Genomic DNA, 20464 nt, shown 5'->3' on the forward strand with positions numbered 1-20464 from the left:
TTAGACATGTCCAAGGGGGGATAAACGTCCCGCCGAGTGGGGGAACGCGGCGGGACGCAACGTGACCCAGGCGTGGGGGGACGCCTCGGGTCGCGAAACAACTCTATCGGCGACCCCATAAGCCGGACTACAACTCCTTCGTCAGCCCGCCATCGATGCGGAAATCAGCGCCGGTGACATTGCCCGCCCGATTGCTGGCCAGCACGAGCACGAGGTCGGCGACCTCCTTCGGTTCGGTGAACCTGCCGGTGGAGAACCCGCCGCCGGCGTCGATCACCCGCCGGCGCGCCTCATCGGGGGAGATGCCCATGGCTGCGGCCACCGTCGCCGCGACCCCGGTCTCGCCCAGCCAGAGCGACGTTGACACCGGTCCGGGACTGATGGTGTTGAAGCGCAGGCCCCGGTCGCCGAACTCCTTGGAGAGCGCCTTAGACAGGTTCCACACGCCCGCCTTCGCGGCCGAGTAGTCGATCACTCCCGGGTCGGGAAGGAAGGCGTTCACCGACCCGACGGTCACGACGGTTCCGCCGCCGCGCTCGATGAGCAGGGGGATTGCTGCGCGGGTGGTGCGCACCACCGCCATCAGGTCGAGGTTGAGCGTGGCCAGCCAATCCTCATCGGAGATGTCGAGAAACCCCGTCGTGCGGGGTGTGAGCGCACCGACGTTGTTGACGAGGATGTCCAGACCGTCTGCGGCCTCGGCGACCAGCGCTGCCGGGCCGGCGGCGGTCGACAGATCAACGGGAACAAAGCGGACGGCGTCGCCGAGGGCATCGAGCTCGGCCGACGATGAGCGGGACCCGGCGATCACCCGCACCCCCTCTGCGACGAGCGCCGTGGTCACGGCGAGTCCGATTCCCTTGCTGGCGCCGGTCACGACGGCGGTCTTCCCGACAAGCTCAAGATCCATGGGTCACGTTCCTTCGATTCGGGGCGAATGATGGGGTGGGGCGCGATCCTCCTGGCTGCCTGAGGTCACGATGATTCTCATCCTGTTTCATCCGATCGGGAACTCCCATTGGCCCCGGGACGCAGCGCCTATCGTGGGGGTATGCATCCGGGTCAGAATGTGCGTCTTGTCCTGCCGCACCAGCTCTTCGAGCAGCACCTCGACGCGGCGGGCGACACTGTGTTCGTGCTCATCGAGCATGACCTGCTCTTTCGCCAGTACCGGTTCCATTCCCACAAGCTGGTGCTGCATCGCGCGTCGATGGCGCGCTTCGCCGGCCGGTTGCGCGAGCGCGGCTACGAGGTCGTCGAGCTGCAGACTGATGCCTCCCGGAGCTCCCATGACCAGCTCGCCGAGTGTGTGCGCACGCGCGGGCCGGCGCGGGTGACCTGGTTCGACGTGGTCGATGACTGGCTCGAGCAGGATCTGTTCGCCGGGCTTGCCGACGGCGGGTATCGGATGCGCCCCGACGACGTGCTGGAGACCCCGAACTTCCTCACCGACCGGGCGGAGATCGACGACTGGTTCTCCCACAATGGCTCCCGCATGCAGGAGTTCTACGTGTGGCAACGCCGCCGCCTGGGCATCCTGCTCGACGACGGCAAACCTGTCGGCGGCAAGTGGTCGTTCGACGCCGACAACCGCAAGAAACTGCCGCGCGGCTATGCGCCCCCTGTCGTCGGTCGGTTCGCGGGCAACTCCGCGCTGCACAGCGAGGGGACCTTCGATTTCGACGCGCTGATGACCGACATCGACCCCGCCCAGGTGCCGCCCGAGGTCGACCTCGCCATCGCCTGGGTCAGCGCCGAGTTCCCGGATGCTCCGGGCGACCCGCAGCTGTTCGCCTGGCCGACGAGCGGCGATGAAGCGCGGGCGCATCTGCAGGAGTTCGTGCGCGAACGGCTGCACGACTTCGGGCCGTATGAGGACGCGATCTCCACGGTGCATCCGTTCATCAATCACGGCCTGCTCACCGCCGCGTTGAACGTCGGGCTGCTGGACCCGCGCGAGGTCGTGCAGGCCGTGCTCGACGGCGCCGATCAGGACACCCCGCTGGCCTCGGTGGAGGGGTTCGTGCGGCAGGTGGTCGGCTGGCGGGAGTACATGCGCGCCACTTATCGAACCAGCGGGCGCGGGATGCGCACTTCGAACCGGCTCGACCACCAGCGCGCGCTGGGGGAGGGTTGGTGGGACGCGACCACCGGACTGGCGCCGGTGGACCTGGTGATCTCCCGCGTGCTCGACACCGGGTACGCCCACCACATCGAGCGGCTGATGGTGCTCGGCAACGCGATGGCGCTGCTGCGCATCCACCCCGACGCGGTCTACGAGTGGTTCATGGAGATGTTCATCGACGCCTACGACTGGGTGATGGTGCCCAACGTTTACGCGATGAGCCAGTTCGCCGCGGGGGACGACATCACCACCAAGCCCTACGTGTCCGGCAGCAACTACCTGCGCAAGATGTCGGATCTGCCGGCGGGCGAGTGGATGGCCGATTGGGACGGCCTGTACTGGACGTTCATCGACGACCACCGCGCGGTGTTCGCGGCCAACCCCCGCACCCGCATGGTGGTCTCGCTGCTCGGCAACATGGACCCGGGCACCTGGGATGCCCATCGGCGCCGCGCCGACGCGCTCCTGGGCGTCGCGCAGAGCACGCCCCTGCTTGGGGCGCGCAGGCGCGAAGGACGCTGAGCGGGGCGAACGCATCCGTTTGCCCCGCCCGGATGGTCAGCTCAGGCCGCGCTCCACGCCACCTCCACGTCGAACACCCAGGTGACCCCGAAGGGGTCGGTGAGCATCCCGTACAGCGGCGACCACTGCGATGCTGCCAGGGGTTCGACGATGGTAGCGCCCTCGGCGAGCTTGTCCCAGTAGCCGGTGATCTCCGCCGCGTCCGTGCCACGGACGGAGACGTACACCGGGATCGTGCCCGGTTCGTAGGGCATCGCCGGCGGCACATCGAAGGCCATGATGCGGAACCCGTCGTCGGCGGTGACCGAGCCGAAGAGGATCTGGTCGGCCTCGGCCGGCTCGGTCACCCGGTGGGCATCCGCGTAGCTGACCGCGACCAGCTGGCCGCCGAAGACGCCCTGGTAGAACTCGAGTGCGGCGCGGGCGTCGCCGCGGAAGTTGAGGTGGGTGGTGGTCTGGATGGTCATGGCTGCTCCTCGGATGAAGGTGCCGGGCTTCTCCCGGACACCGGCCATGCTCACAGCAGAAGAGGACAGCTTCGGTCCTCTACTCCGCCTAGAGTGAAAAACATGACGTCCACCACATCAAGGCTGCTGCTGTTGCTCTCGTTGCTGCAGACCAGGCGGGACTGGCCAGGGGTGCTGCTGGCCGATCGGCTGGAAATCAGCCACCGCACCGTGCGCCGGGACGTCGAGCGCCTCCGCGAGATGGGGTACAGCATCCAGGCTATGAAGGGGCCGGATGGCGGCTACCGGCTGGATGCGGGCAGCGAACTGCCGCCGCTGCTGTTCGACGATGATCAGGTCATCGCACTCACCGTGGCGCTGCAGGCCGCCGCCGTGACCGGGGCCGGCATCGACGAGGCCGCCGTGCGGGCGCTGACCACGATGCGCCAGGTGATGCCCGCGCGCCTGCGCCACCGCCTGGACGCCCTCCAGTTCACGGCCATCCCCGCCCGCCCGGGAGTCGCCGGCGCCGACCCGGTGTCACCGGATGTGCTCGTCGCGCTGTCCACCGCCATCCGCGCCCGCGAGGTGCTGCGGTTCGACTACCCGAGCCGGCAGCCCGGCGATGCGGGCACCCCACCGCCGCCGCGCCGGGTCGAACCGCACCACCTGGTCACCTCGGGCGGGCGCTGGTACCTGGTCGGCTGGGACCTCGAGCTGGCCGACTGGAGGATCTTCCGCGTCGACCGGGTCACTCCGCGCATCCCCACCGGCCCCCGGTTCACTCCCCGCGAGGTGCCCGGCGGCAACGTGCGCGACTACGTGTCCGCCCGGTTCAAGGGCTCGCCGCGGGAGAACGACTGGCCGTGCCGGGGCACGGTCATCCTGGGCCTGCCGGCCAGCGCGGTGCTGCCGTTCGCCGGCGACGGCTCCGTGGAAGACCTCGGGCCCGACCGCTGCCGGTACGAGGTCGGCTCCTGGTCGTGGGTGGCGCTGGCCGCGGCGCTCGGCCGGTTCGACACCACCGTCGAGGTGGTCGGCCCGCCCGAGCTGGCTGCCGCCTTCGGGGACCTGGCTGTTCGGTATGCGGCCACCGCGTCTACGGACTAGCCACCGAGCTGATCCCGCCAGTCCGCAGGAACACGTCCGGCCGGGCCGGGAACGGGCTGGCTCGCGGGATGATGCTGCGGATCGGCCAGCCGTGGTCCGTGTGCGAAGGCATTCAGGTCATAGCTCCAAAACCAGTCCTCCCCAGGCTCGAAACTTTGGATGATCGGGTGATTCGCGAGCACGGCGTGCGCGGCGGCGTGGCGGTTCAGCGAATCGTTGCAACAGCCGATGTGACCGCAGGCGGCGCACCGCCGCAGATGCAACCACCAAGAACCGGTCGCGTCGCACTCGACGCATCCGGCGCCGCTCGGTGTGGCCCCGGGGTCGATACCGTGCTCGATCGATGCCATCGCTCCGCCTCCTGCCCGGGGATTCGTAACCGGTCCTGCCAGTGAAGTCTCGGGAACGCCGAATTTCAAGGCCGAATTCCAGCGGCGGCGAGCAAGCCGGCTAGCGCTGACTCGGGTCGACCTCGGGCTGCACGGTGTCGATCTGCAGGGCGCCGTCTCCGGTGGCGAGGGTCCAGGCTGCGCCGATGTAGGCGATGGCCGTCATCTCACCGGTGCCGAACCCCACGTTGAAACTGCCCGTGAGTAGAAGGCCCTCCTCGTCGCTCCCGTCGAACAGGCTGGGCGCCGTGGTGCGCAGGGTGTCCTCGGTGAGGGTGGCGGTGCCGCGCTCGTCACGGATGGCCGTGTCGACGATGGTGGCATCCGTGGCGGGGTAGGCGGCCCTGAACGGTACGCGCACCACCAGCAGCGGCGTGACCTGGTCCACGTCGAGGGTGGCGAAGATCTTGTCCACCTGGATGTCGGTGCTGCCGGCCCGCGGGCCGCCATCCCGGGCCAGGGGAGTCGGCAGACTCTGGGTGACGATCACGCCGGTGTCCCTGAGTCCGTCGCTCTCCACGAGCGGGGCAAAGCGTGCTTGCGCGGCCGGCGAGAACGCATCCTTGGCCGTGTCGAACCAGGCGCTGTCGGTCACCGAGTAGTCGTCCAGGCGCGTCGAGTCCAGGCCCTGTTCGGCCACGTAGGCCACCGCGACCTGCTGCGCGGCCCGAGCGTCGTCAATCGTGAAGCCGTAGGTTGTGAGGGAGTCGAGGTCGACGACGGCATCGTCGAACGGCACTGCGGCGGGGTCGATCGCGGTGCGGCAATACGATCCGGCGGCGTCCGTGACCTGCGCGGCGGCGATGACGTCGCCCCACGGTCCCTGGCTGTCGGATTCTGGGCAGGCCGCAACCGGGGTGCTGCTGGGATCGGTGGTGGGGGTCGCGCTCGCGACCGGGTCTGCCGTGCTGCCGGTGCCGGGGGAGGCGCCGGCGCATCCTGCCAGGGCCAACACCACGGCACTGATCAGGGCGGTACGCGCGACGGCGGTGGTGGGCCGGTGCCGGGCTGGAACGGGTCGACTCCGCCGGGCCGTTGCGGTCTCAGTCGAACCTGTGGCGTGTGTTGAACGGCGGAATATCCTCGTCATTGTGACCCCCTGTGGCGATAGTAACACCATGATTTTCCCCGGTCACGGCTTGTTCCCGAAGGGGGGTGGCGGGCGAATCCCTGCCGCATCGTGCAGCCGGCGTCAGTCGAGCATCCGCCGCCCGCCCGCGCTCACAACTGTTGCCCGTGCGGACAATTGTGGCCGGTGTGCCGGGCGCAATTGTCCGGAGCGGGAACAGTTGCGGGGCGGCGGGGCGGCTACTCGCCGGAGAGGGCCAGGTGCACGAAGGCGCGCACGGCCGCGGAGGCGCGGCGCTTGCGCGAGGCGGCCAGGTACACGGTGAAGTCGGGCACATCGGCCACGGGGATACGGCGCACGTTGAGGGCGTCGTGCGCGGCGAACTCGGGCAGCAGGGCCACGCCCAGGCCGTTGGTCACGTACTCGGCGGCCGTGCCGATGTCGGAGACCTCGATCATCACCCGGCGTTCCACACCGGCGGCCGCGAAGGCGTCGTCCACGATCTGCCGGCTGGCGTAGCCCGGCGGCAGGTCGATGAACTCCTCGGCGGCGAGGTCGGCCAGGTCCACGCCGGCGGACGCGGCGAGCGGATGCGCGGACGGCACCACGAGCACCATCGGGGAGGACGCTATCGGAACCGCAGACAGCGTCGCGGGCACCGCTCCGCTGAGCGCCAGGAAGGCCAGGTCGAGTTCACCGCTGGCCAGCTCTTCCACCAGGTCGGCCGACCCGCGCCGCGCGGCGCGGAGCCGCACGCCGACGCCGGGGTGGCCGCTGCGGTAGAGGCCGAGCAGGCGCGGCACGTTCACGAGCGTGACCGAGGTCATCAGCCCGATCACGATGGAGCCCGTGATGGCGTGGGTGGACTGCTGCGCCACGTCCCGCACCTCGTTCACTGCGTCGAGGGCCTCCCGCACCTTGGGCAGCAGCAGCTCCCCGGTGGAGGTGAGCCGGATCTGCCGTCGGCTGCGGTCGAACAGCTCCACGCCGAGTTCGCTCTCGAGCGCGCGCACCCCGGCGGACACGGCGGACTGCGCGATGGTGAGCCGTTCGGCCGCCCGGGTGAAATTGAGCTCCCCTGCCACGGCACTGAAGAATTCGAGCTGTCTGAGGTCCATACTCCCAGTGTCCCACTCACTCATCTGATCCGGAGATGATTGGCATCCGGTATCGGCGTTGTTCGTTATCGGTGGAGCGGGCAGGCTAGAGGAAGACACCGGTTCATCACCCGGCGCTGACACGCACTCCTGGAGGTACGGCATGGCTCAGAATTCATCGGTCCTGGATGAGAAAGTCGGCGCATTCGGCCCCGGCGCCCTGGGCTCGCCCCGACGCTCGGCCGACCGGGTCGTCGAGTGCCTCACGGCCTACGGCGTGAAGTGGATCTTCGGCGTGCCCGGCGCGAAGATCGACCCCGTCTACGACGCCCTCCTCGACGGCGGCCCGCAGATGATCGTGGTGCGCCACGAACAAAACGCCGCCTTCATGGCCGCCGCCGTCGGCCGCCTCACCGGTGAGCCCGGTGTGGTGCTGGTCACGAGCGGACCCGGCACCGCCAACCTCGCCACCGGCCTGCTCACCGCCACGACCGAGGGCGACCCGCTGGTCGCCATCTGCGGTGCGGTCTCGCGCGGCGACCGGCTCAAGCGCACCCACCAGGCCATGGATGCGGTGGGCATGCTCTCCGCCGTCACCAAATCCGCCGGCGAGGTGAGCATGGCCGACAACGTGCCGGAGGCCATCGCCAACGCCTTCCGCCAGGCCGTGCAGGAGCCCAAGGGCGCCGCGGCCGTCGTGCTGCCCTACGACGTGCTCACCGACTCCACCACTGTGTCGATGACAACCCCGCACTGGGTGCCGCAGCTGGGCGCCGCGCCGGCCGCCAGCATCACCGAGGCCGCCGACCTCCTCAGGAACGCCCAGTTCCCGGTGATCCTCGCCGGAGCGCGTTCCGGCTCCGATCGGGCCGTGGCCGCGCTGCACCGGCTGCTCGGCGCCGCCAAACTTCCCGTCGTCGAGACCTTCCAGGCCGCCGGCGTGCTCTCGCACGAACTCGAGGAGCACTACCTCGGCCGGGTCGGCCTGTTCCGCAACCAGCCCGGCGACGTGCTGCTGCACAAGGCCGACCTGATCCTGGCCATCGGCTACGACTTCGTCGAATATGAGCCGGCCAAATGGAACAGGGACCACCTGCGCCGCATCATCCACCTCGACGAACTCTCTGCAGACCTCGACGATTACTACCGCCCCACCATCGAACTGCGCGGCGATGTGGCCGAGACAATGGATGCGCTCGCGCTCGAGATCGACGGCCTCACCCTGTCGCCGTCGGCATCCGCGGTGGTCGCCACCGAGCGCGCCCGCCTGGCCGATGCCGACAATCCCGTGCCCGATCACGACGAGCTCGAGGGAGTGCACCCCGCCGAGCTGACCCTGGCGATGCGGGCCCTGCTGCCCGACGACACCACCGTGCTCTGCGACGTCGGTTCGCACTACATCTACATGGCCAGGCATTTCCGCACCTACCACCCGCGCACCCTGCTGTTCTCCAACGGCCAGCAGACGCTCGGCGTCGCCCTGCCCTGGGCGATCGCCGCCACGCTCGTGCGGCCCGGCACCCCGGTGGTCTCGGTGTCCGGCGACGGCGGGTTCCTCTACTCCGCCATGGAGTTGGAGACCGCCGTGCGGCTGGGCTCGACATTCACCCACATCATCTTCAACGACGGCACTTACGACATGGTCGCCTTCCAGCAGCAGGGCAAGTACGGCCGCACCTCCGGTGTGCAGCTCGGCGACTACGACGCTGTGCAGTACGCCGAATCGTTCGGCGCACACGGCTACCGCGTCACCCACCTCGACGACTTCGCCGCGGTGCTGCAACAGGCCATGGGCGAAGAGGGCCCGAGCATCATCGACGTGCGCGTCGACTACCGCAACAACAGGGATGAGCTCATGGCTGATCTGGAAAGCGACGTACTGCTATGAGCAACATCACGGTGTCCCGGCACGAGATCTTCCAGACCAGCCTGATGAGCGCCCTGCTCGACGGTGTCTACGAGGGCGAGATGACCGTGCGCGATCTGCTCGGCCACGGCAGCTTCGGCATCGGCACCTTCAACGGGCTCGACGGCGAGATGCTCATCGTCGACGGCACCTGTTATCAGTTGCGCGCCGACGGCGGAGTGAACAAGGCCGACCTCGGTGCTTACACGCCGTACGCGGTGGTGACGAATTTCGTACCGCACATCGAGAGCGAGCTGCCCGCCAACGTGCTCCGCACCGAGGCGAGCGAGTTCATCGACCACATGACGGCATCCGAGAACTACATGTACGCGCTGCGTATCGACGGTGACTTCGAGTGGATTCGGATGCGCACCGTGGTCAAGCAGCAGAAGCCCTACCGGCCCATGGTGGAGGCCACAGACGAAGACGCCATCGTCGAACTGCACAACGTGACCGGCTCGGTCGTCGGGTTCCGCACCCCGCTCTACGAGCAGGGTATCGGCGTGCCCGGCTGCCACGCGCACTTCATCACCGACGACCGCACCGGCGGCGGCCATGTGCTGGACTTCAAGCTGAAGAGCGGCAGCGCGGCCCTGTGCCTGGGTACCGACCTGCGCCTGCAGCTGCCGCTGACGGATGCGTTCCGCGACGCCAACCTGTCACCGGAAGACCTCGCGCGCCAGCTGGCCAAGACCGAGCAGCACGCCTGACCGTTCGAGGCGCGGGCCCGTAACAGACCCGTGCCACGGCTGCGAGTCATATGGCCGGTCCAAGCGATAACGTCGGGAGGGGAGGGTCCAGCCGGGGCGACGGGTGTTGTCCTCCTGGCGGTCCACCGAGGTGACCGCTGACCCGCCGACAGGAGACTGATGACGCGCACGACAACATGGGACGACTTCCGGGCGAGGATCGTGACTCAAGCGCGTGAGAACCGCATCGCATTCGCGATGGCAGTCTGGCTGGCCCTGGTTCTTGTTCCGACCTGTGTCGGCCTGGTGATGATGCTCTTCATCGGGCTTCCGCACTGGTTGGGCCTGTCCATGGCCGTTGTCGCGGGCCTTGCCGCGCCGCCAAGTCTGTACTTCAGATTGCGGGGCCGGTCGAACATCGGGATCAAGCTCCGACCGTATCGTCCGGAACCGGTCGGCAGGCTCACAAGCGCGGACGGTAATGTTCAGGCGTCGTCCTGGCGGTGGCCGATTCTCACCTGGACCGTCGTCTCCGCCGGGGCTTTCACCACGGCGACTCTCTTCTGGCTTCTCGACCCACCTCATCCGCTCCTGTGGGGGGCGGCACTCGTGATGGTTGGCGTTGCCGGAGCATTCCTTGTGGGCCTCACTCTGATGCGCCCCTTCGCTGTGCGGGCTTTGGCCCGGCTGCAGGCTGGACTGGAGCTGGACTATCCCGGTGCCACGTTCGTGATCTTCAAGTCGGCTCAGGTGTCATCGCAGATCGCCACCGCCGACTCTGAATCTCGGTTGACCTGGTGGAATGACAACACCACGCGAGCGGTAGTCACTTTCTCCACCGACGGACTTCGGGTCTGGGATCAGATCTGGGGTGAACGGAGGAATGTGGCGATGATTCCCTGGTCCCGATTCGACGCACTGGGCACGGCAGCGGCTCGGGTGCGGTGGCGCTATGTGCGGGGGATCGACCTGAGCGTCGTCTGCCAGCCGGGCGAGCAGCACATCGGTGTTCTGCTCCCGCCCGTGGAACCCAACTCGTACGGTCGCCCCATGTCGGACGAAGGCCTTCGCGCACTGTCCGCTCAGCTGACCGCCTGCCTCGGCAACCGCACTGCTGTGGGCGCCCCCGTGCCCACGGCAATCGGGCTACCGTTGAGACATGGCCACGGAGACCCCCAGCACAACCGGCGACGGACCGGTGAGCGCACCGGCAGAGCCTGATTCCGCCGTGCAGGATCTTGTCGCCGGCATCGATGGTGCCACCCGCCGGCGCGACGCGAACACCCTGCTCGAGCTGTTCGGCCGCATCACCGGCCAGCCGCCGCGCCTCTGGTACAGCTCGATCATCGGCTTCGGCAGCTACCACTACCGCTACGCCAGCGGGCGGGAAGGCGACGCCTGCGCGGCCGGGTTCTCGCCGCGGAAGGCGTCGACCTCGATCTATCTTGCCGACGGGGTCGGCGCCCATAGCGATGCCCTCGGGCGGCTCGGCCCGCACAAGACGGGCGTCGGCTGCCTGTACCTCACCGACCTGGCCAAGGTGGACCTCGCCGTGCTCGAGGAGATCCTCGCGGAGTCCTACCGGGCGGTGACCGCGGGCGTCTATACGCACCGCGCCGCCGACTCCGCGGCCGGCCGGCCCAGCCCCACGCCGCAGCCCTAGCCACGGCGCCAGCCTCAGCCGGCCCCGGTCCGCTCCGGCACCGGGCAGACGACGCGATGGCGGGAATCGAACCCGCGTACACAGCTTTGCAGGCTGCTCCCTGGCCTCTCGGGCACACCGCGATGGGTAACTCACGCCGCCGGTGCGGCGGCGCTGAGCACAAGTCTGACCTCACCGCGCACGCTCCGGAAGTCATGTGACGAAGGAAGACTGACGCCGGCCGGCGACCGTCCCCGAGGGACATAGAGCCTGCCAGCGGCGTTTGTTGCGCTTCCTAACACTTCGCGACGCCCCGTGACCGGCGGCGGGCGAGCGCAGGCACCCCGTGCCTATATTCGGAGCCACCCCTTGCCCGTCGCAGCAGCACAACCTCACCGAGGAGTTCAGTTTCATGTCTCGAAAGACCACCACAGCCACGGCCCTCATCGCCCTGGGCGTCGTGTCCGCCCTCAGCCTGACGGCGTGCGCCTCCGGCACCGCGGGAACGGCATCCTCGGCCACCAAGGTCGACGGTGGCACCATCGTCTACGGCCACCAGCAGGAACCGGCGTGCGTCTTCGGCGGCTGGATCGAGCAGGCCTATCTCTCCTCCCAGGTGCTCGACGGGCTCGTCTCGCTCGACGAGAACCACGAGGTCGTGCCCTGGCTCGCCGAATCCTGGAACGTGTCCGACGACCAGCTCACCTGGACCTTCACACTCAAGGACGGCGTCACCTTCACCGACGGCTCGGCGCTCACTGCCGGCGTCGTGGCCTACAACTTCGACTACTGGCTCGCCGGCGGCAACAGCACCGCCAGCGTCTGGTTGGCCGGGTACTACGCCTCGGCGGTCGCGGTCGACGACCTCACCCTCACGGTCAACCTGTCCAAGCCCTACCCCCGGCTCGCGGACAACCTCACGCAGGGGTATTTCGGCATCCAGTCGCAGGAGGCGCTGGAGACCCGCACCGACGAAGAGAACTGCGAGGCACCCATCGGCTCCGGCGCCTTCGTCGTGGACACCTGGAACCGGGGCGAGGACATCCTGCTGACCCGCAACGAGGACTACACCTCGCCGCCCGCCAACGCCAAGCACACCGGCGCCGCCTACGTGGACAGCATCGACTGGAAGTTCGTGGCCGACCCCACTACCAGGGCCGCGTCGCTGAGCGCCGGCGAAACCGACGTCATCTACGACGTACCGGCCGTGCAGTGGAAGAGCCTCGAGGCCGAGGGCTTCGACCTGCAGAAGTACGTCACCCCCGGCCGGCCGCAACAGCTGACCTTCAACACGTCCACCGGCCCGTTCGTGGACGAGGATGTGCGCAAGGCCTTCGCCTACAGCGTCGACCGCAAGTCGCTCGTCGAGACCATCGGCCAGGGTGTCATCCCCTACGAGGGCAACGGCGGCGTCAGCCAGGCCACCCCCGGATACAGCCAGGCGGCAGCCGATCTGTACAGCCTGGACACCGACGAGGCAGACAGCCTGCTCGACGCCGCGGGCTGGACCGGCCGCGACGCCGACGGCTACCGCACCAAGGACGGCGAGACTCTCGACGTGGTGCTGCCGTACGGGGCCGGAACCATCATCAACGCCGACGGCGCCTCCATCCTGCAGGGACTGCAGGAGCAGGCCAAGGCCACCGGGTTCAAGGTGGAGCTGATCCCGGTGCCGCAGAGCGCCCTGTTCGCGGGGGAGTACTCCCAGCCGGATGAGAAGGACATCAGCGTGGGCTACTGGACCGCGGTGACAGCCGGGATCCTCGCCATCAACTGGAACCAGAGCACGGCGGAGGCGCCGAACTACAACAACGCGTCGTTCACCAACTACCCGGACCTCGAAGCCATCATCCTCGAGGCGAACTCCACGGTCGACGTGGATGCCCAGAACGCCCTGTACGAAAAGGCCCAGGAGTACATCGCCGACCACGCGCTCGCCATCGGGGTCTACGACCGCCTCAGCACCCTGGCCGTGTCGCCGTCCCTCAAGGACGTCTGGCAGGAGAACGCGCAAGGGGGGCCGGTCTTCTATGACGCGTACTTCGTCGAGTAACGACACCCGCGGCCTCGCCGGCCCCCGCCTGCGCCGGGTCGCCGAGAAACTCGGCGGCGCCGTCGTGGTGCTGTTCGGCGCGGCCACGGCGGCGTTCCTGGCCCAGGCAGCGCTGCCGGGGGACCGGGCCACGGTCATCCTGAACATCCGCGCCGGCCAGGCCATCGAACGCACACCGGCCGAGCTGGCGCAGATCAACGACCAATACGGCCTGCAGCACCCCCTGCTGGTGCAGTACATCGACTACATCCGGGGCCTGATCGTGGGCGACTTGGGTGTGTCGTACCAGCAGTTCAAGCCGGTGTCGGAGGTGATCCTGCAGCAGATCGGCCCGACCATCGCCCTCACCGTGACGGCGATCGCGCTCGCCTGGCTCATCATGATCGTCTGGGTCACCCTCACGGCGGGCCGCACCGGCCGGTTCGGCGGGGTCGGGTCTGTCGTGGACACCACCTCGGCCGGACTGCCGCACTACTGGTTGGGCATCATCCTGTTGCTCGTGTTCTCCCTCGGCCTGGGCTGGTTCCCGGTGATCAGCGGTCCGTCGTTGGTCGGGATCGTGTTGCCGGCGCTGACCCTGGCGATTCCGCTGGCCGGCTTCATGGGCCAGGCCACCCGCACGGAGTTCGAACGCTCCCTAGAGCAGCCGTTCGTGATTTCGGCGCGGATGCGCGGAATGGGCGACACCGGCGTGCGCCTGCGGCACGTGCTGCGGCACTCGGTGCTCCCGGCGATCACCCTCTCCGGCTGGGCGCTCGGCGCCACGATCTCCGGCGCCGTGGTCGTGGAGACCGTCTTCTCCCGGCCGGGCATCGGCAAGGTGCTCGTCGGAGCCGTGAACTCCCAGGACATGCCCGTCGTCACGGGCATCGTCGTCCTCATCGCAGCGTTGTACGTCGTCGCCAACCTCCTGGTTGATGTGGCGTACACCCTCGTCGACCCGAGATTGAAGAGCGCATGACCACCCAGCTCACCCCGCCACCGGCCGCCCAGACCCCACCTGCCCAGACCCCGGCCGCGCCAAAACTGCCGGCGACCCGCACCGCGGTGTCACCCGGGCTCGTCGTCGCGATCGGCGCGATGCTGTTCTTCGTGGCGGCCCTGGTCGTTCCGGGCGCGCTGGCCACCCACGATCCCTACGCGCTCAACCTGGCGGATGCCCTGCATCCGCCGTCGGCCCAGTACTGGTTCGGCACCGACGAGGCCGGCCGCGACCTCTACAGCCGGGTGGTGTTCGGCACCCGCGAGTCGCTGTTGATCGGGCTTGGCGCCACGATCGTCAGTCTCACCCTGGCGCTGCTCCTCGGAGCGCTCGCCGCCCTGGGCGGCCGGTTCGTCGCCGGCACCGTCAACCGGGTGATCGAGGTGCTCCTCGCGTTCCCGACGCTGCTGTTCGCGCTGCTGCTGGTGGCGATCACCGGTCCGTCGGCCCTGTCCCAGGTGTTCGCCGTCGGGGTCGGCAGCGCTCCGGGTTACGCGCGCATCATCCGCGGCCAGATCCTCTCGGCCAGGAATTCCGGCTATGTCGAGGCCGCCGTCGCGCTGGGGCACAGCGACGGCCTCATCCTGCGCCAGCACATCGTGCCCAACGCCGTGCGGCCCCTGGTGGCGATCATCACCCTGTCCATCGGCCAGTCCATCGTCTGGGCGTCGAGCCTGTCGTTCCTCGGACTCGGCGTGGCGCCGCCGTCGCCGGAATGGGGCGCTCTGCTCGACGCCGGCCGGGTCTACATCACCCAGGCCTGGTGGCTCACCGTCATCCCCGGCCTCGTGATCGTGGCCCTGGCGCTGGCCGCGACCACCCTCGGTCGGCACATCCAAAACTCACTGGAGAAAGGCGAGAAATGACCGCCACGATCGATGCCCGCCGGGCCGCACGGCGTGTGCCTGCGCCCGGCGCCAACACCGCACAGGATGCGACGGAACCAGGCCGGAAACGCGGGCGGCTCAGCGTTTCCCATCTCAACGTCAGCTTCCGTCGGGGCGGCCGTCTCCACCAGGTTGTGCACGATGTGAGCTTCAGCCTGGAACCCGGCCAGTGCGTCGCCATCGTCGGCGAATCCGGCTCGGGTAAGAGTGTCACCGCGCGGAGCATCGTGGGACTGACCGGCAAGAACGCCGTCGTCGATGCCGACTCGATCCTCCTCGACGGTGACGACGTGCGCACCATCGGTTCCCGGCAGTGGTCTCAGATCCGCGGCCGGAGGATCGGGTTCATCCTGCAGGATGCTCTCGTCTCCCTCGACCCGCTGCGCCCCGTCGGCAAGGAGATCGCCGAAGCCCTCGCCCTGCACCGATGGGGGTCGCGCCGGGACCGCGCCGCGAAGGTCATCGACCTCCTGCGCGCCGTCGGGGTTCCCGCCCCGGAGAACCGGGCCCGCCAGCGCCCGGATGAGCTCTCCGGCGGCCTGCGGCAGCGGGCGCTCATCGCCTCAGCCCTGGCCCTTGACCCTGAGATCATCATCGCCGACGAGCCCACCACCGCCCTGGATGTGACGGTGCAGGCGCAGGTGCTCGCGCTCCTGGCCGAGACCAAGCAGCGCGGGGTGTCCGTCATCCTGATCAGCCACGACCTCTCGGTGGTGGCCCACCTCGCCGACCAGATCCTCGTGATGAAGGGCGGACGGGTCGTGGAAAGCGGCACGGCCGACCAGGTTCTCAACGACCCGCAACATCCGTACACCCGCAGCCTGATCAACGCGGTCCCCGGTGAAGACACCCGCGGCAAACGGCTGGGCCCCGCGCCCGACTCGGCGCCCGCCGTCGCTGTGCCTGCCGTCGATGTGTCTGCTCCGTCGGTCGCACCGCAGCAGGGCCGGGCGTACGACGGCCCTGTGCTCGAAGCCGTCAACCTGGTCAAGCGATTCACCACCCCCGACGGCACACTCACCACGGCCGTCGACGGGGTGTCGTTCACACTCGCCCGCGGAACGACGCTCGGCATCGTCGGCGAATCGGGCTCGGGCAAGAGCACGACCGCCCGGCTCGCGCTGGCGCTCTCCTCGCTGGATTCCGGCCACGTCACCCTGCTCGGCCAGGACTGGACATCGCTGCCCGAGTCCCGCCGACGCACCCTGCGCCGGGAGATCTCGGTCGTCTACCAGGACCCGCTGAGCTCCTTTGACCCGCGCTGGAACGCCGAGCGGATCCTGCTTGACAGCCTCACCGACGCCGACGGGCTCACCACCGCCCAGAAGAAGGCACAGGTCGCCGAGCTCGCCCGGCAGGTCGGGCTTCCGGCGGAGATCCTGCAGCGCTTTCCGCTCAACCTGTCCGGTGGGCAGCGCCAACGCATCGCCATCGCGCGTGCCCTCGCCCCCAACCCGTCGGTCATCGTGCTCGACGAAGCCGTCTCCGCCCTGGACGTGTCGATCCAGGCCCAGATCCTCGACCTGCTCGTGGACCTGCAGAAAGAGCGGGGGCTGAGCTACCTGTTCATCTCGCACGACCTCGGCGTGATCAGCCATCTCAGCGACCAGGTACTCGTGATGAAAGACGGTGTGGTCGTGGAACGCGGCACCCCGGATGACATCTTCAACCGCCCGGCGCACCCCTACACCCGCGAGCTCGTCAGCTCGCTCCCCGACCACCCCAGGAGAACCCCGTGAGCCAGAACCCCGCAGACCAGAACCCCGCCCAGGTCGCCGCACGCAAGCCCCTGCATTTCAACGCCTTCGTGATGAACACGACCTCGCACATCCACCACGGGCAGTGGCGCCGGCCCGACGCCGGGCAGGTCGACTTCAACGATGTGAACCTCTGGATCGATCTGGCCCGGCTGCTGGAGGAGGCCAAGTTCGACGCCATGTTCTTCGCCGACGTGAGCGGCCTGTACGGCGACTCGGATGCCGACTTCGACGTGTACGTGAAGGAGGGCCTGCAGATCCCGAGCAACGACCCCACCGTGCTGCTCGGCGCGCTCGCGGTGAGCACCACCAACATCGGGCTCGCGCTCACCTCGAACGTGGTGCAGAGCCATCCGTTCCACTTCGCCCGCCAGGTCTCCACCCTCGACCACATCTCCAACGGCCGGATCGCCTGGAACATCGTCACGGGCGTGCAGGACAACGGCGCGCGCAACTTCGGCCTGCCCCAGCTGACCGACCATGCCGAACGGTACGAGTGGGCAGAGGAATACGTCGACGTGGCCTACAAGCTGTGGGAGGGCTCGTGGGACGAGGGCGCCCTGCTCAAGGACAAGGAATCGGGGATCTTCTCCGACACCGCCAAGATCCACAAGATCCACCACGTGGGCAAGCGCTACTCGGTCGAAGGCCCGTTCCTGCCGTCGCCGTCACCGCAGCGCACCCCGCTGCTCTACCAGGCCGGGTCGTCGAAATCCGGGCGCGCCTTCGCCGCGAAGAACGCAGAGGCGACCTTCATCATCGCGCCGACGCCGGCGGTGGCGGCCGCGCAGATCACCGAGACCCGGGCACTGGCCGTTGGCTACGGTCGCAACCCCGACGACATCAAGTTCTTCCAGGGGCTGAGCTTCGTGATCGGCGACACCCAGGAGGAAGCGGAGGCGAAGGCCGCAGAGTACGAGAGCTATGTGAGCGTGGACGGCTACCTCGCGCACGCCGCCATCGTCGACAAGACCGGCCGGGTGTACCCGCCGGAGACCCTGGTGCGGGACGTCGACACCAACACCATGAAGGGGTTCCTGGAGTGGATCTCGCAGTACATCACCGACCGTGAGCCGGTGGTGGGAGACCTCGCCCTGCTGCAGTCCCGCAGCACCCGCATCGTCGGCACGCCGGAGCAGATCGCCGACGAGATCGAGCTGTGGCAGGCCGCGGGCGTCGACGGTATCAACGTGATCAACTGGGTGATCCCCGGTTCCTTCGCCGAGTTCGCCGACAAGGTGCTGCCCGTGCTGCGGGACCGTGGCCTCGCCCAACGCGACTACGCGGAGGGCCCGCTGCGGCAGAAGCTCTTCGGGCAGCCGCGCCTCAACGAGCGCCACCCCGCCGCGCGGTACCGGGGCGCATTCGCGGATACGCCGGTGACAGCATGACGTCCCGCCGGTCGGTCGAGACCCTACCCGGCGCGTGACATGGACTGGGCGGGCGGGGAGGCTGACGTGGGCGACGGCCGGGACGGTGATCAGGCGCGGGGATTCAGTTTCTCGGTCCAGCTCGACGGCGCTGGTGCGCTGCCGGGGCGCCCGGCCGCTCTGTCGCCGGAGGCTGTCGCCGCGGCGATGACTGAACTCGTGACCAGACTGGTGCCGGACGCGGAGGTGGACCTCGTCGTGGAGCCGGCCACACCGGCGGTGGCCATCCTGATCGACGTGAGCCGCCAGCTCCTTGTCGTCGACGATCGGCCGGTGCAGCTGAGCTACCGGGAGTTCAGGTTGCTCTGTTACCTGGTACTCCGCCCCGGCATCAGCGTCAGCCGGGAAGAACTGATCGACGCCCAGCGCCGATGGTCGCGGGTGACCAGCCCACGCACCATCGACGTGCACATTCAACGATTGCGGGTCAAGCTCGGGGCGTACGGTGACATCCTGCGCACCGAGCGCGGCATGGGCTACCGCTATGACGCGCACGCGGACGTGCGCATCCGCCGGTGAGCGCGGCTATTCGACGGTGTCAGTGACCGCGGGCGATCCAGTCGGCCAGGTCGCCGGCCTCGGCACCGATGGTGGTGGACTCGCCGTGCCCGGTGTTCACCATGGTCTCGGGCGGCAGGGTGAGCAGCTTGCCCGTGATCGATTCGATGATGGTGGGGAAGTCGCTGTACGACCGGCCGGTGGCGCCGGGGCCGCCGTGGAACAGGGTGTCACCGCTGAACAGGGTGCCGAAGACCGGCGCGTAGAAGCACACCGAGCCGGGGGAGTGGCCGGGGGTGTGGATGACCTCCAGCTCGATGCCGGCCACGGCGATGCGCTGCCCGTCGGCGAGCTCCCGCTGCGGTGCGGCATCCGGGTAGACGACGTCCCACAGCATCTTGTCGTGCGGGTGCAGCGACACCGGCGCATCCGTCGCGGCAGACACCGCGCCGGCGGCGCCGATGTGGTCGTTGTGCGCGTGGGTGCTGAGGATGCCGAGCAGCGTGCGGTCGCCGACCGCCGCGAGGATCGCCTCGGCGTTGTGGGCGGCGTCGATCACGACGCACTCGGTGTCGTCGCCGACGATCCAGACGTTGTTCTCCAGCGCCCAGCTGCCGCCGTCGAGGTCGAAGGTGCCCTCGGTGACGAGGTGTTCGATGCGTGCAGTCATCAGAGCACCACCACCGAACGCAGCACTACGCCTGCGGCCATCTTGGCGAAGGCCGCCTCGATCTCGTCGATGCGGATGCGTTCGCTGACGAAATCGGCCAGCGGCAGCCGGCCCTGCAGGTAGAGCTCGGTGAGCATCGGGAAGTCCCGCTCAGGCAGGCAGTCGCCGTACCACGAGCTCTTGAGCGAACCGCCGCGGCCGAAGACATCCGCCAGCGGGATTTCGAGCATCATCTTAGGAGTGGGCACGCCGACGAGCACCACTGTGCCGGCCAGGTCGCGGGCGTAGAACGCCTGCCGCCAGGTCTCGGGGCGGCCGACAGCGTCGATCACCACGTCGGCGCCGAAGCCGCCGGTGAGCGCCTGCACGGCCGCGACCACGCCGGCCTCGTCGAGCCCGGAGGAATCGATGGTGTGTGTGGCGCCGAACTCGGTAGCCTTGGCGAGCTTCTTGGCGTCGCGGTCGATGGCGATGATGGTGCTCGCTCCGGCCAGCTTCGAGCCGACCACCGCGGCGTCGCCCACGCCGCCGCAGCCGATCACGGCCACGGAGTTGCCTGCGCTGACGTTGCCGGTGTTCATGGCGGCGCCGATGCCGGCCATGATGCCGCAGCCGAGCAGGCCCACGGCGGCGGGGTCGGCATCCGGGTTCACCTTGGTGCACTGGCGCTCGTGCACCAGGGTCTTCTCGGCGAACGCGCCGATGCCCAACGCCGGGCTCAGCTCGGTGCCGTCGACCAGGGTCATCTTCTGGCTGGCGTTGAAGGTGTTGAAGCAGTACCAGGGTTCTGCCCGGGTGCAGGCGCGGCACTCGCCGCAGACGGCCCGCCAGTTGAGCACAACGAAGTCGCCGACGGCGACGTGGGTGACGCCGGCACCGATGATGCTCACCCGGCCGGCGGCCTCGTGGCCGAGCAGGAACGGGAAGTCATCGTTGATGCCGCCTTCCTTGTAATGAAAGTCGGTGTGGCAGACGCCGCAGGTCTCGATGTCGACGACGACCTCGCCGGGCCCTGGATCGGGGATGACGATCTCGGTGAGCTCCACGGGAGCCCCCTTCGAGCGGGCGATCGCGCCTGTGACGGTGATGGGCATGGAGCTCCTCGTGAGTTGCCGGGGCAGCCGGTGTGGCAGGCATCCAACCTACCGAAGCATCCTGACCGGGTGCCGGGGCGAGACTGCCCGGGCGTGGC

At 68.7% G+C, this 20464-nt stretch carries 19 protein-coding genes and 1 tRNA gene; 12 read left to right on the forward strand and 8 right to left on the reverse strand.

The window, feature by feature from the left end; translation table 11 throughout:
- Positions 1-127: 127 nt before the first annotated feature.
- Complete coding sequence (locus BJQ94_RS05360; protein ID WP_265399607.1) at positions 128-910, reverse strand: SDR family NAD(P)-dependent oxidoreductase; 783 nt, start codon at positions 908-910, stop codon at positions 128-130.
- 141 nt (positions 911-1051) lie between these two features.
- Here BJQ94_RS05360 and BJQ94_RS05365 point away from each other — a divergent pair, with 141 nt between their 5' ends.
- Positions 1052-2647 carry a cryptochrome/photolyase family protein gene (locus tag BJQ94_RS05365; protein ID WP_265399608.1) on the forward strand — a complete coding sequence of 532 codons (1596 nt, stop codon included), beginning with the start codon at positions 1052-1054 and terminating at the stop codon, positions 2645-2647.
- 41 nt (positions 2648-2688) lie between these two features.
- Here the strand turns inward: BJQ94_RS05365 and BJQ94_RS05370 are convergent, their stop codons facing one another.
- On the reverse strand, positions 2689-3114 hold the full coding sequence (locus BJQ94_RS05370) for a VOC family protein (protein WP_265399609.1): 426 nt from the start codon (positions 3112-3114) through the stop codon (positions 2689-2691).
- Between the two features lie 102 nt (positions 3115-3216).
- Here BJQ94_RS05370 and BJQ94_RS05375 point away from each other — a divergent pair, with 102 nt between their 5' ends.
- The gene (locus tag BJQ94_RS05375; protein WP_265399610.1) at positions 3217-4203 is read left to right on the forward strand and encodes a WYL domain-containing protein; all 987 of its coding nucleotides are present in this window, start codon (positions 3217-3219) and stop codon (positions 4201-4203) included.
- Here BJQ94_RS05375 and BJQ94_RS05380 read toward each other — a convergent pair.
- The 3 genes from BJQ94_RS05380 to BJQ94_RS05390 all read right to left on the reverse strand — a co-directional run bounded on the left by BJQ94_RS05380 (position 4200) and on the right by BJQ94_RS05390 (position 6779).
- Positions 4200-4553, reverse strand: a complete 354-nt coding sequence (locus BJQ94_RS05380; protein ID WP_265399611.1) for a UBP-type zinc finger domain-containing protein — start codon at positions 4551-4553, stop codon at positions 4200-4202. The genes BJQ94_RS05375 and BJQ94_RS05380 overlap by 4 nt on opposite strands.
- Before the next feature lie 100 nt (positions 4554-4653).
- The gene (locus BJQ94_RS05385) at positions 4654-5547 is read right to left on the reverse strand and encodes a hypothetical protein (protein WP_265399612.1); all 894 of its coding nucleotides are present in this window, start codon (positions 5545-5547) and stop codon (positions 4654-4656) included.
- A gap of 353 nt (positions 5548-5900) precedes the next feature.
- Positions 5901-6779, reverse strand: a complete 879-nt coding sequence (locus BJQ94_RS05390; RefSeq protein ID WP_265399613.1) for a LysR family transcriptional regulator — start codon at positions 6777-6779, stop codon at positions 5901-5903.
- Between the two features lie 142 nt (positions 6780-6921).
- Here BJQ94_RS05390 and alsS point away from each other — a divergent pair, with 142 nt between their 5' ends.
- The 4 genes from alsS (at position 6922) to BJQ94_RS05410 (ending at position 11016) form a co-directional block, all read left to right on the forward strand.
- Entirely contained in the window at positions 6922-8646 is a 1725-nt protein-coding gene (gene alsS / locus BJQ94_RS05395) for an acetolactate synthase AlsS (protein WP_265399614.1), read from the forward strand.
- The gene (budA, locus tag BJQ94_RS05400; protein ID WP_265399615.1) at positions 8643-9374 is read left to right on the forward strand and encodes an acetolactate decarboxylase; all 732 of its coding nucleotides are present in this window, start codon (positions 8643-8645) and stop codon (positions 9372-9374) included. Before alsS ends, budA begins: the two co-directional genes overlap by 4 nt.
- 159 nt (positions 9375-9533) lie before the next feature.
- Positions 9534-10574: a hypothetical protein gene (locus tag BJQ94_RS05405; protein WP_265399616.1), complete on the forward strand. Its 1041-nt coding sequence runs from the start codon at positions 9534-9536 to the stop codon at positions 10572-10574.
- Entirely contained in the window at positions 10513-11016 is a 504-nt protein-coding gene (locus BJQ94_RS05410; RefSeq protein ID WP_265399617.1) for a DUF1801 domain-containing protein, read from the forward strand. The genes BJQ94_RS05405 and BJQ94_RS05410 overlap by 62 nt, the downstream gene beginning before the upstream one ends.
- A gap of 51 nt (positions 11017-11067) precedes the next feature.
- On the opposite strand, the gene BJQ94_RS05415 is transcribed toward BJQ94_RS05410, so the two are convergent.
- Positions 11068-11138 (reverse strand) — tRNA-Cys (locus tag BJQ94_RS05415).
- A 269-nt stretch (positions 11139-11407) separates the two neighbouring features.
- Between BJQ94_RS05415 and BJQ94_RS05420 the strand changes: the two genes are divergently transcribed.
- Genes BJQ94_RS05420 through BJQ94_RS05445 form a run of 6 tightly spaced genes read left to right on the forward strand, consistent with a single transcriptional unit; the run spans position 11408 to position 18623 of the window.
- A complete protein-coding gene (locus tag BJQ94_RS05420; protein ID WP_265399618.1) occupies positions 11408-13048 on the forward strand; it encodes an ABC transporter substrate-binding protein in 1641 nt (546 codons plus the stop codon).
- On the forward strand, positions 13026-14009 hold the full coding sequence (locus tag BJQ94_RS05425; RefSeq protein WP_265399619.1) for an ABC transporter permease: 984 nt from the start codon (positions 13026-13028) through the stop codon (positions 14007-14009). Before BJQ94_RS05420 ends, BJQ94_RS05425 begins: the two co-directional genes overlap by 23 nt.
- Positions 14006-14896, forward strand: coding sequence for an ABC transporter permease (locus BJQ94_RS05430; RefSeq protein WP_265399620.1), 891 nt, complete (start codon positions 14006-14008; stop codon positions 14894-14896). Before BJQ94_RS05425 ends, BJQ94_RS05430 begins: the two co-directional genes overlap by 4 nt.
- Complete coding sequence (locus BJQ94_RS05435; protein WP_265399621.1) at positions 14893-16656, forward strand: ABC transporter ATP-binding protein; 1764 nt, start codon at positions 14893-14895, stop codon at positions 16654-16656. Before BJQ94_RS05430 ends, BJQ94_RS05435 begins: the two co-directional genes overlap by 4 nt.
- Positions 16653-18065 carry an NtaA/DmoA family FMN-dependent monooxygenase gene (locus BJQ94_RS05440; RefSeq protein WP_265399622.1) on the forward strand — a complete coding sequence of 471 codons (1413 nt, stop codon included), beginning with the start codon at positions 16653-16655 and terminating at the stop codon, positions 18063-18065. Before BJQ94_RS05435 ends, BJQ94_RS05440 begins: the two co-directional genes overlap by 4 nt.
- A gap of 39 nt (positions 18066-18104) precedes the next feature.
- On the forward strand, positions 18105-18623 hold the full coding sequence (locus tag BJQ94_RS05445; RefSeq protein WP_265399623.1) for a winged helix-turn-helix domain-containing protein: 519 nt from the start codon (positions 18105-18107) through the stop codon (positions 18621-18623).
- A gap of 19 nt (positions 18624-18642) precedes the next feature.
- On the opposite strand, the gene BJQ94_RS05450 is transcribed toward BJQ94_RS05445, so the two are convergent.
- Together BJQ94_RS05450 and BJQ94_RS05455 are read right to left on the reverse strand one after the other, a co-directional pair.
- On the reverse strand, positions 18643-19272 hold the full coding sequence (locus BJQ94_RS05450; RefSeq protein ID WP_265399624.1) for an MBL fold metallo-hydrolase: 630 nt from the start codon (positions 19270-19272) through the stop codon (positions 18643-18645).
- A complete protein-coding gene (locus BJQ94_RS05455; protein ID WP_265399625.1) occupies positions 19272-20366 on the reverse strand; it encodes an S-(hydroxymethyl)mycothiol dehydrogenase in 1095 nt (364 codons plus the stop codon). The genes BJQ94_RS05450 and BJQ94_RS05455 overlap by 1 nt, the downstream gene beginning before the upstream one ends.
- Between the last annotated feature and the right edge of the window lie 98 nt (positions 20367-20464).

Origin of the sequence: Cryobacterium sp. SO2 (genome assembly GCF_026151165.2) — a bacterium.
In the GTDB taxonomy this organism is placed as follows: domain Bacteria; phylum Actinomycetota; class Actinomycetes; order Actinomycetales; family Microbacteriaceae; genus Cryobacterium.